The following is a 12879-nucleotide window of genomic DNA, read 5'->3' as shown; positions in this document are numbered from 1 at the left end:
CATCCCCTGTGCTGACTTGTATTCCGTCGCCCTTCCTGAAGACGACAAATTGCTTCAGCGGAACCCTCCCGGAGCTCGCAATACCCGCAGCATAAGAACGCAGAAGCCGCAAAGTGCAGCAATAGACAACGCGTATAAGCTCGTCTTCGCGCCGTCTAATAGTAAACAAAGGCACGAATGACATATTTCCCGCCAAATGTCGTTGCCAGAACAGGGCTACGCCGTTGCATGATGGCCGTTCCAATATCTCCGGAGGCTTTGCCAGCGCACATGCAATCGCAAAGGCACATTCCGCATCCGCGGCCCATATTTCGACGTTGGAGTAGGCGATCCAACTGTCACCGCGAGCGGAGACATCCTCTACCCACTCATTCAACGTAGAGAATGCTTGTCGATATATTTTTACGTGGGTTCGATGTTCGTGGAGGTAGCTTTCGACAAAAACTCCTGGACTAAGGGGCGCCCCCGATAATGCACAGTGACATACCGGACAATGAAGCGCCTCTCTGAAGTTTTCCAAAATACCTATATCGGAGAGAAGGCTACTACACTTCATGCAACGATCATGTATATCAACATTGTGAATCGGGCATCGCGCTAACTTGCTACACTGAAACCAGATCGAGTGATATCCGGACTCCAAACAAACGGGACAAAATCTAAGGCGACTAGTAAAAATGGCGCCCAACAAATTTGAAACCTCCCCAGCCACCAGCGAACGCTCCTCTGGAAACCTAGTACTATTGAAGTTAACTCGCTCTATGACATGGCGGATTCGTTTCAGCTTGCCGAAAAAAGTCTGCGTGCGCGTGGGAAAATTCGGAGCATCGAGTAACCTCATTGCGGCTTGCATGCCAACTGCATTCAGCCAACACAACCGATGAAAATACCCGAATGAAGACTCATTTGGTATCGAATCTAATCCACCACCGCACCAGTGAGCGTCTTTCATGCCTAAGCTTGAGAGCAGTCTGGTCTATCCGTGGCATCCGGTTTTTCATCCCAGGCCGATTTAGCTGCAAACTTAGCGGCACTCTGCCAATCTTCCTTTGGAAACTCGAAGTTTGGGCAATCTTTATCCATACCCTTAAACGCTAAAAACCCAAGAGCATCGAAAATACGCCTCGAAAGCAATTTTCCATTTTGACTTGGTTCTGATATTTTATCGTCTCTTATAAGATGTACCTCCTTCATTGCCTGCCAAAATAAACTGGCTTGATTAGCTAGGCGAAAGCCAGAGGCATATCCGAGTGGAAAACAAAATTCTGTCCATGTTGGTCCAAAATCCGTCGGCCATCTTTTCACGTCGATCACCTCAAGCAGATCTTGCAGCTCTTCCAATCCATATCCGCTGAGTCTCAGCCGATGCCTAAAATACCGATCCAGGCAGCCTATTTGCTGCTCACTGGATAAGGTTCTGAATAATTCACGAATTTTTGGAGACTCGCCACAACAAATCACGACGAAATCAATCCTCACCTCTTCTAATTCATTATGCAGATCTTTGATAAAACCGAAATCTATAGGACGAAGGGCCTGCGCTTCGTCAACCAGCATCACAATTAGCTTCCAATTAGTCTCCAGTGCAGAAGCCACAATGTCATTAATCAATCTCCGACTTAATTCGTATGAATTTCCATCAAGAGCAGCATGATTAACCGTATAAAGCAAATCCCTCACAAATCCACCATGAGAAAATATTTCCCTATTTAAGCCTCTATAAGAGAGTACGTGAATTTCGCTGAGATCTCTTGGTAACCGCTCACGAAGGACATTCATCATGATGGTTTTTCCCTCGCCAGCGATCTCTTCTATGAAAAAACTTTGCCTGAGAAACAATAAAGTTCTGGCGTTGTCATAAAAATTCGATATCGGGAGTGTCCATAATGGTGATTCCGCTCTGCTCTTCTTGGATATAATCGGGTGCTGCAGCATTAATGCTCGAAGATGACCCTCATCCATTTCTTTCTCCACGATCGCACGCAATCATTTCTTATTCCCCGAATCCAGCTTGAATATTCCGCGCGGATTTATATTTGGAAGCAGATCGTTATCACTCCCAACATTATTATTGTGGTTATCTTCTTCGGCCGGCTTTAGGGATGCTGATTTCGAACCAGTAAAGCTATCCCGAGCTACTTTCGCTATCGCAAGCGCAGTTTTTTTTCCGATATTTTCGCCGCTATTTTCGCTCGTTACAAACTCATAATCTACTTTTCCGGATCTAGCATAAATATCGGGGCTCCGGCCTCGGGGCCGTCCCTTTGCTTTTGCGCCTACCAGTTCTCTGACCCGCAATGCACATCGCCAGTTTTCCCATTTTTCCTCACCGTATAGCTTGCCCAAATTCTCGCCAGTTTCCGCGTCACTTGCCCATGCCTCTCTCGCATCGAGACGATTGATGTAGACAAACACTTTTCTTCCTATCATAGAAAAATCAGAAGCGATACGAGGATTTGTATATCGGCAGTATGCCGTATTAATGTACGGCCTACGCGTATGGACGCCCCATTCTCCCCTAACCTCCACCTTTCGTCGGTGCATAAGGAGTCGATCATTTGAATTGATAGATCTTGGTAGAGGCTGTGGAACCCATAGAAGCTCATGCTTATCTACGAATCTTTGCAGAACATTAATTACAGTTGCACCATTAAGTCGATCACCGGTTGAGATAGTATTATGTTCACGGACAACGGCATTCAACATATCGACCACAAAATCAAGGTCGATTCCGTCATTTAAACCGAGCTGTTCGACATCGGGGGGCCGGCGAACATCGTCGGGGCCCGACGCGTATGTGGCCTTCAGGCGATGCTCTCCGCGTTCTTTTGAAACCCCAATGATCCTTTCGACTAACGACCTTCCCCACCAGGCACGTGGGGGGCCGAACTCAATGGCACAACCAAATACATCAATAACGTTATTTACAAAATCATTTGCAATATTGCACCAACCGTTATCCACCCTAAGCAAACTGAATGCTTGCCCTGCCAACTGCGGTATCAACGAGCATATCAAGGTGGGGCCGCGTGCAACAAAATCCATATTGGTGCTACGTACCTCAATGCGAACGTCACCAGAATTCCGTGCGTCTAACACGACAGGCACACTGCTCAACATCGTCTGCAACGCACAATCGGCGCTCGGGTTAACTTCCAGAGAGATATGTGCGCCCAAAATTGCGCTTGTTTTTACCTCGACCAGCAACCCTAGATACCAACGAGATATAGGTATCAAATGCCCTGTACCGTTGGGATCAATCACCCTAACATGAGTGGGAATATCAATAACTGTGTAATCAAGCTCTACGACTGCAAACGGGAGAAGTGGCGATATGAGAGCATTAGGACCCATACCATGTCCTAGATTGTTAGTCGCCTCAGCACCCATTCTGGCTTTTACCGCACGCTCTGATCTTTCATTCTTCAAAGAATGAAGGAAGCGCAAAAGGGATCGTCTACCCTTGTCTTCCGTCAGGAAGGGCCATTCATTCTCTCCAACCCCTTTTGTCCGTAATTCAGAAAGAAACTCGCCATGTATTTCAATATAAGGCTGCGGCCCTAACTGCGGCGAACGGCTATTTTTTGACTTCTTTTGTTTATCCGGCTGCAGAAAGAATTTTTGTATTAAATCTTTCTTGACATCAGGAAACTTTTCGAATAACTGCGCCAGCGCGCCAGCGTAACCACTAGAGCGTTGATCGGCCAATGGATGCTTCGCAATAATGGGTTTCGTTCTGAAGTAAGGCTTAATGCGAAAACTCGGAAGCAACGCATAAAATCCTACAATACACCCCTCCCCTGCTGATGCCACGCATCGTCGGAGCAAGCGCCTCACTTCGTTTGGCGAGAATTTTGTCTGTTCTTGAATCTCACCGTAGGGAATATCGGCAGCATATAACTCAACGGCAAGCTTTCGATTCAGAAACGTTCGACGAGTCGCATCGTCAAGAACGGTGATATCGGGATGGGGCCAGTCGACAAGCTCACCGTGATATTGTTGAATCAACGATCTCCGCGCGCCCCCGCCCATTATTCAACCCGTTCTAGAAGGGAACGTCGGTGAAATGCGCTAGTACGAAGTTCGGTTTTAAGTTTCCCGTTTGCCAAGTAGCGCGCCACACTAGCAAGTAAGTGTGCGGGATCACAATCTTCTAGTGCGAGAACCTCCTGGAGCGTGAAGCTACTTCTGGCGCTAATTAATCCTGGGAGGGCCCTGGGATTCGGGTCTATAGCTCCTCTAACGCGTGTTCGATAGGAACATAGCAACATCCAATTATGGGGCAGCCATTGCGCCATTCGGATTTCGCCTTCGGTCTTGGTTATCCTATTCTTGTGTCGCGTGGGTTCCCCGTTCCTAGAGTGATTGAAGTGCCAACACTCCGTCTTGCCAGACTGATATAAAACATCAACTGTTTGTTTGTATTTTTTTTCAGATTTTTCTTTTGGTGGCCTGGATGGAAGATACGACAGTATTTCAGGATTTCCTTCGGCTAGCAATAAATGCGAAAATGCAACCACGCCGAAAATGCCAAAGCGACGATCATTTTTTGGGGAATCAAAAAAATAGACCGACGCGTGGCCGCGATTTGGATTTCTAACAAATTCAGCCGGGCTCAATCTGTGCTGGTCTGCGGCGTGATACATGATGAGTCACAACGGCGAGTCTTGGAGAATATATGGTAGAAAATTTTGTGAGTAGATAACGGTATCAGTAACCCTATGAAACTGGTTGCATAGTGCGCATAATTTTAATATTTTTTATTATCAGAAAATCGCAAAATTCGCATTTAAACCCAAGGACTTTCCCCAAAAAAATACTTTCGGTTGCGGGGACAATGTGTGGAGTGGAGCGGAATGAACTCCATGAACTGCAGGCGATTACTAGGAGCTCTGAGACAAGAGCGCAGAACCAAGGCTTTCGCCGTTTGCCTGCAAGCTCAAGGGAGGTAGGGGCGGGTAGGCGGCGCTCACACGCCAGCGGAGACATAGGCAGCATGACAACGGCTGCGGTCGCTCCCGAAAAAGACACACAATTACATCTTCGGCGTAGAACCGATAGAATATTTCATCCCCAAAAAAGACGAAAATATGTGTTGAATGCAGCGACAAAGTCTACGTAAGTAGATAATTCTTATCAGATTTTACCCCATCACTTTTCTCGTCGTCTGACTTTCCCGCACTGTCCCCGAAAGAACAATGCATGTCCCGCTGGATCAAACGGCCGAGCGTGGATTCCCGATACTTGTGTGCCGTCGCGGCCGGCGTTGGCGCGCGCCGGGAAACGAACCTTTTCGCCCTGGCGTGCCAGCCGGGCGCGCAAAGTGTTCCCTCTGAGGTGTGCATGCTCGAACCACGCTCCGCTTTGTCTCCCTTGGCCGCCGTGCCGCCGCAACCCGCCCGCATTCCGTATTACTCCTGGGTCGTCTTTGCGCTGGGCTTTGGCCTGCTGCTTTCCGACTACATGTCGCGGCAGGTGCTCAACGCCGTTTTTCCGCTGCTGAAGCAGGAATGGGCGCTGACCGATACCGAACTCGGCGCGCTGGGCGGCATCGTCGCCCTGATGGTCGGCCTGCTGACCGTGCCGCTGTCCCTGCTGGCCGATCGCTGGGGCCGCGTCAAGAGTCTTACGCTGATGGCCGGCCTGTGGAGCCTGGCGACGCTGGGATGCGCCGTCGCCAACAATTTTGGCGAAATGTTTATCGCCCGCCTGTGCGTGGGCGTGGGCGAAGCGGCTTACGGCAGCGTGGGCATTGCGATGGCGCTGTCGGTGTTTCCGCGCCGCCTGCGGTCCAGCCTCAGCGCGGCGTTCATTGCCGGCGGCCCGTTCGGGTCGGTGCTGGGCATGGCGCTGGGCGGTACGCTGTCGGCCCATTTCGGCTGGCGCTGGGCCTTTGCCGCCATGGCGATCTTCGGCCTGGCGCTGGTGCTGGTGTTCCGCGTCGTCGTCACGGAGCCGCGCCTTGCCGTGCAGCGGCGCCATATCGGCGAAGACAAGGGCGACGCCGCCGCGCCCCGGCGCCTGGCGTTGCGGCCGCTGGTCGCCGCCCTCTTCTCGGCGCCTTCCATCCTCTGTACCTATGTCGGCAGCGCGCTGCAGTTGCTGGTGACGGGCGCCCTGCTCTCCTGGATGCCGAGTTTCCTGTCGCGCGGCTACGGCATGGCGACGGACCGCGCCGGGCTGGCCGCGGCCGGCTTTGTGCTGGCCGCCGGCGCCGGCATGGTGGCGTGCGGCGCGCTGACCGACTGGGTGGCCCGTCACGCGCCGTCGCGCAAGTGGTGGATGGCCATCGCCTACAGCAGCGTCAGTTGCGTGCTGCTGGTCATCGCCTTTCATCTGCCGATGGGCACCGCCCAGCTCGCGCTGATTTTCGCCGGGATGTTGCTGGTCGGTGGCACCGCCGGCCCGGCCAGCGCGGTGGTGGCCAACCTGACCCATCCGTCGATCCATGCCACGGCCTTTGCCACGCTGACGCTGGCCAACAATCTGCTGGGGCTGGCGCCGGGGCCGTTCGTGACCGGGCTGATTGCCGATCGCATCGGCCTGGCGGGGGCGCTGCAGATCGTGCCGCTGGCGGGGCTGGGCGCGACGCTGTGCTTTGTAATCGGGCGCCGGTTCTACGCGGCCGACCTGCTACGCATGGAACGCCAGCGGAACGCCGGCTGAGACCGGAAAAAGGAAGAGAAAACGCTGGCCTCTCCCGCACGCAGGAAAGGCCAGCGGTCAGGCGCGCAGGAAGCGCAGCACCATCGGTGCCGCTTCGGCAGCGCGCGTCAGCAGGAACAGGTGTCCATCCTCGAAGACATGCAGCGCCGCATCGCGAATGCGGGACGCCAGGATTCTGGCGTTGACCACGGGCACGATGGGGTCGTCGCTACCGTGCAGCACCAGCGTGGGCTGCACCAGCGATCCCAGCCACAGCAGGCTGCTCCATCCCCAGGTCGCCAGTAGCTGATAGACGTAGCCACGGCCGCGCGGCGGCTGCATGTGGTGGCCGTGTTCATCCAGCAACGATGGATCCGTGCGGAAGGCGCCGCCGTAGATGTCGGCGCCCACACGCCGCAGATAGTCGGGATCGGTGTAGCGGCGCGCGCCGATCATCTTCGAAAGTACCGACAGCCGGCCCGGCACCATCAGCACCCCCGGCGACGTCGCCGCCAGCACCAGCCGGCGGCAGCGCGCGGGATACAGGTGCGCGAACTCCTGCGCCAGCGCCCCGCCCCACGACACGCCCAGCACGTCCACCTGGCCGGCATAGCCCAGGCGGGCCAGCAGCTTGTCGGCCATCACGCACAGGTTGGACAGCCGGTACGGCAGCAGCGGCGCGGGCGAGCCGCCGGCGCCGGGCACATCGAAAATGATCACTTCCACGCCGTCCAGCGCGTCGACAAACGGCGCCAGCAGCTCAAGGTTGGCGCCGATGCCATTGAAGATCAACAGCGGCGGCCCGGCATCGTGGCCGGGCCGAACGCCTGCGCGCAGCATCTGTCCATCGAGGTCTACCGTCTGGATTTGCATCCTGTGGCCAGCATCGACGCTGGCACCTGAAACTGTCATCAAGTCCTCCTGGAAATACTGCCTGGGCCAACGGGCGATGCGGCACGGCCGCCCAGGGCCGTGCCGGCGCGCTTACTGCCGCGGACGCAGCACGCTCTTCACTTCCTCGACGTTCTCGGCCAGCCGCTTGCCGACCACGGCGAAGCTGTCGGCCTGCGCCTTGTACACGGTGTCGCTCATGCCGCGCAGCCCGGCCACGGCCTTGTTCAGGCTCAGCGGCAGCAGTTCGGTCACGCGCACGGGCGCCGCCTTGGCGTCGTCGCCCTGCCTTGCCGACCCCAGCGATTGCAGGTCGGCCGCCGTGCCGCACAGGTACTCGGCCTGCAGCCGGACCAGCGATTGCAGGCCCGACAGCAGCGTCAGGTTCACGCTGGCCAGCGCCTCCACGTCCTTGCGGCGCGATTCCAGGATGGCGGCCGGGTTCAGCCGGTTGTGCTTGACGAAGTCGAACAGCCGCTTGTGCGGCGCGGACGTGCTGGCGGTGTTGCTGGTTTCCATCGTGGAATCTCCTCTGAGGTGGATGGCGTTGAAGAAACGAAGAAAGCGGGTGTCCCGGCGGCCGTCAGGCTTCCAGCACGTAGCGGCCCGGCGCGTCGCCACAGGGCGCGTGGCGGGCGCTGCCGGCCGACGTGGGAGCCTTGCGCTTGCGCCCGGAGCGTTGCCGGAGCCAGGCGCTCCAGTGGCCCCACCAGGAGCCGTCGTGCGCGTCGGCGCCGGCCAGCCAGGTTTCCGGATCGGCCGACGCCGCGCCGTTCACGAAGAATTTCACCCTGGCATTGCCGGGCGGGTTGACCAGGCTCTGGATATGGCCGCTGGAACAGAGCACGAACTCGGTGTCGCCACCCAGCGCCTGCGCGGAGCGGAACACGCCCTGCCACGGCGTGATGTGATCGGTCGCGCCGGCCAGCACGTACGTGTCGCACGTGACGCGGGACAGGTCGATGGGCTGCCCCAGCACGGTCAGGCCGCCCGGCGTGGCGAGCAGGTTGTCGGACAGCATGTCGAGCATCTGGCAATGCAGGCCGGCCGGCAGCCGCGTCGTGTCGTTGTTCCAGTACAGCACGTCGAACGCGGGCGGCGCCTTGCCGAGCAGGTAGTTGTTGACCCAGTAGTTCCACACCAGGTCATTGGGCCGCATCCACGCGAACATGCGGCCCAGTTCCTCGCCATCGAGCACGCCCCGGGCCTGGCTCTGCCGCCGCGCCGTGCTCACGGCCTCCGGCGTGGCGAACAGGCCCAGCTGCGATTGCTCGTCCAGGCCGAACACCGCCACCATCAGCGTGGCGGCGTGCACGAGGTCCTGCCCGCTGCTGGCGCAATAGCCCATCAGCGCGGCCATCGTCATGGCACCGGCGCACGCGCCGTGCAGGTTCACGTCCTTGCAGCCGGTGATGTCGCGGATGGCGTGGATCGCCTCGACCAGCGCGCCCACATAGGTGTCCAGGTTCCAGTCCCGCTCGGCCGCCGTCGGGTTGCGCCAGCTCACGGCAAACACCTGCAACTCCTGCGCCAGCAGGTATTCCACGATGCTCTTGCCCGGCGCCAGGTCGAAGACGTAGAACTTGTTCACCTGGGGCGGCACGATCAGGTGCGGCCGGGCGTGTACCCTGGCCGTCACCGGCGTGTACTGGATCAGCTCCAGCACCGGGTTGCGGAACACCACGGTGCCCGGCGTGCGGGCCAGGTCCTGGCCCACGCGGAAGGCGGTCTTGTCGACCTGGGACGGCATGCCCTGGTTGGTCAGCGCGTCCGTCACCAGATTGGCCATGCCGGCCAGCAGGCTCAGCCCGCACGAATCGAACGTCTCGCGCAGCGCGGCGGGATTGCCCAGCAGCACGTTGCTGGGCGCCAGTGCGTCGAACAGCAGCGACGTGAAGTACTGCGCGCGCTCCTTGCCGCGTGCGTCCATCACGGACCGGCTGACCAGGCCCGCGGCGGCGTTGCGCCAGGCCAGGTAGCCCTGCAGCGGCATGCGGAACAGCGGGTTGTCGTGCCACTCGGGGTCGGCAAAGCGGCGGTCGCGCGCCGGCGGGGCGTCGGCCGTGCCGTCCAGCACGCGCCACAGGTCATGGGCCAGTTGGGTCTGCTGGTCGAGCAGCAGCGCCGGGTCCTGCGCGCACTGGGCGCCAATCTGCTGCGCCGTGCCGACCAGATCCTCCGGACGCAGTCCCACAAAGGCGTCGAGCGTCGCCATGCTGTAACCGTCGATTGCCACGGCTGTCTCCTATGGATGTTCAGAACTGCGCGTCGCTGATGGCGAGGTAGCCGTCGGTGCCGGCGGCGCAGGTGATGGCCGCCTCCAGCCCCGGTGCGCGCACCAGGATGTGGTTGGCGAAGAACGCAGCCGTGGCCACCTTGGCGCCGTAGAAATCGGGGTCTTCGTCGCGGCGGTCCGTGGCCACGACCAGCGCGCGCGCCATCTGCCAGCCCGTCAGCACGATGCCGGCCAGCTTCAGGTAGGCGACGCTGACGCCGAACACCGCATTGGGGTCGGTACGCGCGGTGGCGACGATGAAATCGACGGCGTTGCCCAGCGCCGTGTGGGCCGCGCTCAGCCGGCCATACATCGCGCGGCAGGCCGGGTCGGCGCCCCGCTCGGCCAGCGCGGCCAGCGTATCGTCGATCTGGGCCAGCAGCGCGCGGGCGGCCGCGCCGCCATCGCGCACGGTCTTTCGGCCGACGAGGTCATTGGCCTGGATGGCCGTGGTGCCTTCGTAAATCGGCAGAATCCGGGCATCGCGGTAATGCTGCGCGGCGCCGGTTTCCTCGATGAAACCCATGCCGCCGTGCACCTGCACGCCCAGGCTGGTCACTTCGACCGACATCTCGGTGCTCCAGCCCTTGATGATCGGCACCAGGTACTCGTAGGCCGCCGCATATGACGCCCGCGTCTGCGCATCGGCGGCGCCGTGCGCGATATCGGCGTACCCCGCCGCCACCAGCGCCAGCGCCCGGGCGCCTTCGGTCAACGCGCGCATCTCGGTCAGCATGCGGCGCACGTCGGGATGGCGGATGATCGGCACCGCCTCTTGGGCCGATCCGTCCACCGGCCGGCTCTGCACGCGGTCCTTTGCATAGGCCACCGCCTGCTGGTACGCCCGGTCGGAAATGGCGATGCCCTGCACGCCCACACCAAACCGCGCGGCGTTCATCATCACGAACATGTACTCCAGCCCACGGTGCAGCTCGCCGATCAGGTAGCCCGTGGCGCCGCCGTTGTCGCCAAACTGCAGCACGGCCGTGGGGCTGGCCTTGATGCCCAGCTTGTGCTCGATCGACACGCATTCCACGTCGTTGCGCGCGCCCAGCGAGCCGTCGTCGTTGACCAGGAACTTCGGCACCAGGAACAGTGAGATACCCTTCACGCCCTCGGGCGCGTCGGGCGTGCGGGCCAGCACCAGATGGACGATGTTCTCGGCCATGTCGTGCTCGCCGTAGGTGATGAAGATCTTGGTGCCCGACACCTTGTAGCTGCCATCGGCCTGCGGCACGGCGCGCGATCGCACCAGCGACAGGTCCGAGCCGGCCTGCGGCTCGGTCAGGTTCATCGTGCCGGTCCACTCGCCGGCAATCAGGCGCGGCAGGTAGCGCTGCTTCAGGGTGTCGGAGCCGGCCGTCAGCAGCGCCTCGATGGCGCCATCGGTCAGCAGCGGGCACAGCCCGAACGACATGTTCGCCGCGTTCATCATTTCGATGCACGGCGTGGCCACCAGCTTCGGCAGGCCCTGCCCCCCGAACTCGGTCGGATGGACGATGCCTTGCCAGCCGCCTTCGCCAAACTGCCGGAAGGCGTCGCGAAAGCCGGCCGTCGTGCGCACCTGGCCGTCTTCCCAGCGACTGGGCGCCCGGTCGCCGGCCGCGTTCAGCGGCGCCAGCACCTGGCCGTGGAACCGCGCGGCCTCTTCGAGCACGGCTTCCACCGTCTCCGGCGTGGCGTCCCCGAAACCGGGCAGCGTGGCGATATCTGTCAGTCCGGCCAGTTCCTGGATGACAAACATCATGTCCTTGGTGGGTGCGGTATAGCTCATCTCGTGCCTCGTTTCCTGAGATGCAGCGCCCGCCGGCCCACTGGCCCGCTGCGCTGCGACATTGACGAAAGCATCGTAAGGTCGCGCCGCGCGGATTCGATTACCCGAATCGGCCCATTCACTGACAAATCGTGCCGCATTGCGCCATGCGCGCCAGCAGCCGGCCGTCAGGCGGCTGGCGTGGCAGGATCGGCAAGTCGATGGCCAGGAATGGCAGTGCGGGCGGCGCCGCTCAGAGCGGCCGGCGGTAGGCGTTGGGCGTGCTGCCCGTCCAGTGGCGGAATGCGCGGTGGAAGGCGGTGGGATTGTCGAAGCCGACGTCGTAGGCGATCTCGGCGATGGAGTCCTCGGACCGCGTCAGCCTCTGGATGGCGATGTCGCGCCGCACTTCGTCCTTGATGGCCTGGAACGTCGTGCCTTCGGCCGCCAGGCGACGGCACAGCGTGCGCACCGAGTGGTGCAGCGCCTGCGCCACGGCGTCGATCGTCGGCGACGCGGGCAGGCAGTCGGCCAGGTGCTGGCGCACGCGGTGGCAGGTCAGTTGCTCGGCAAAGGCAACGAAGATCCAGTCCTCGGGCGCCCGCGCCAGGAAGGTTTCCAGGTCCGGCTTGCGCTGGCGGATGGGCAGGTCCAGGTACGCGGCATCGAAGCTGATCCGCGTGCGGGGGCGGTCGAAATGAACCGGGCCGGGAAACAGGTACAGGTGGTCGCTGCTCTGCGGCGGCAGCGGAAACGAGAACTCGGCGCCATGCAGCAGGATGCGTTGCCGGATCAGCCACGACGCCATGCCGTGCACCAGCTTCAGCATCAGCTCGCAGCCCAGCACGCTTACGCCGGGGCCGTCGGGATTGGCGACGAGTTCCACGTGCCCGGCGCCCGCCTCGCGCCGCAGCGTCAGGCGGAACTCGTCCAGGATCAGGTGGAAGAACTGGCCGAACCGGTGCAGCGCCACTTCCAGCCGGGGCGCGTCGAGCAGGCTCAGGCCCAGGAACTTGAGCACCCCGTTGCGCAGCGGCCGGCTGAAGATGCCCGGCATCTCGTCATCGAGCTCCATCGCCAGCAGCCGGTAGAGCGTGGCGAACTGCTCCTGCGTCACCCGGGCGCCCGGCTCGCGCAGCAGCGCGTGGGCGATGCCCGAGCGCTCGGCCAGCCGCGCAATCGCAGCCGGGTCCGCGCCGGACAGGAAGCCGTTGACGACGGAGATGGGAACGGTAGCGGAGAGGCCAGTCAAGCGGGAAAGCCGGCGCGCGCCGGTCAGGAACGGTGACGACGCATTCTTGCACAGCGCCGGCAT

The 12879-nt window shown here is 60.1% G+C and carries 8 protein-coding genes; 1 reads left to right on the top strand and 7 read right to left on the bottom strand.

Annotation, left to right across the window (positions count from 1 at the left end; translation table 11 throughout):
• Nucleotides 1-954: 954 nt before the first annotated feature.
• Together EHF44_RS13775 and EHF44_RS13770 are read right to left on the bottom strand one after the other, a co-directional pair.
• Nucleotides 955-1962 carry an ATP-binding protein gene (locus tag EHF44_RS13775; RefSeq protein WP_124684262.1) on the bottom strand — a complete coding sequence of 336 codons (1008 nt, stop codon included), beginning with the start codon at nucleotides 1960-1962 and terminating at the stop codon, nucleotides 955-957.
• 24 nt (nucleotides 1963-1986) lie between these two features.
• Nucleotides 1987-4008 (bottom strand): hypothetical protein, encoded by a 2022-nt coding sequence (locus EHF44_RS13770; RefSeq protein ID WP_124684261.1) that lies wholly within the window; start codon nucleotides 4006-4008, stop codon nucleotides 1987-1989.
• A gap of 1335 nt (nucleotides 4009-5343) precedes the next feature.
• On the opposite strand from EHF44_RS13770, the gene EHF44_RS13765 reads away from it, so the two are divergent.
• Nucleotides 5344-6666: an MFS transporter gene (locus EHF44_RS13765; RefSeq protein WP_124684260.1), complete on the top strand. Its 1323-nt coding sequence runs from the start codon at nucleotides 5344-5346 to the stop codon at nucleotides 6664-6666.
• 57 nt (nucleotides 6667-6723) lie between these two features.
• On the opposite strand, the gene phaZ is transcribed toward EHF44_RS13765, so the two are convergent.
• From phaZ to EHF44_RS13740, 5 genes are all read right to left on the bottom strand, one after another.
• Nucleotides 6724-7557 carry a poly(3-hydroxyalkanoate) depolymerase gene (phaZ, locus tag EHF44_RS13760; RefSeq protein WP_124684259.1) on the bottom strand — a complete coding sequence of 278 codons (834 nt, stop codon included), beginning with the start codon at nucleotides 7555-7557 and terminating at the stop codon, nucleotides 6724-6726.
• Nucleotides 7558-7629: 72 nt separating this feature from the next.
• Nucleotides 7630-8055, bottom strand: coding sequence for a phasin family protein (locus tag EHF44_RS13755; RefSeq protein WP_124684258.1), 426 nt, complete (start codon nucleotides 8053-8055; stop codon nucleotides 7630-7632).
• Between the two features lie 64 nt (nucleotides 8056-8119).
• On the bottom strand, nucleotides 8120-9751 hold the full coding sequence (locus EHF44_RS13750) for an alpha/beta fold hydrolase (RefSeq protein ID WP_124685107.1): 1632 nt from the start codon (nucleotides 9749-9751) through the stop codon (nucleotides 8120-8122).
• 40 nt (nucleotides 9752-9791) lie between these two features.
• The gene (locus EHF44_RS13745; RefSeq protein ID WP_124684257.1) at nucleotides 9792-11585 is read right to left on the bottom strand and encodes an acyl-CoA dehydrogenase; all 1794 of its coding nucleotides are present in this window, start codon (nucleotides 11583-11585) and stop codon (nucleotides 9792-9794) included.
• A gap of 232 nt (nucleotides 11586-11817) precedes the next feature.
• Nucleotides 11818-12816 carry an AraC family transcriptional regulator gene (locus EHF44_RS13740; protein WP_253699841.1) on the bottom strand — a complete coding sequence of 333 codons (999 nt, stop codon included), beginning with the start codon at nucleotides 12814-12816 and terminating at the stop codon, nucleotides 11818-11820.
• Nucleotides 12817-12879 lie beyond the last annotated feature (63 nt).

It is taken from the genome of Cupriavidus pauculus (assembly GCF_003854935.1).
GTDB classification, from domain to species: Bacteria; Pseudomonadota; Gammaproteobacteria; order Burkholderiales; family Burkholderiaceae; genus Cupriavidus; species Cupriavidus pauculus_C.
Note: the sequence above shows the minus strand (reverse complement) of the source record. Positions and strands in the feature narration are given on the sequence as shown.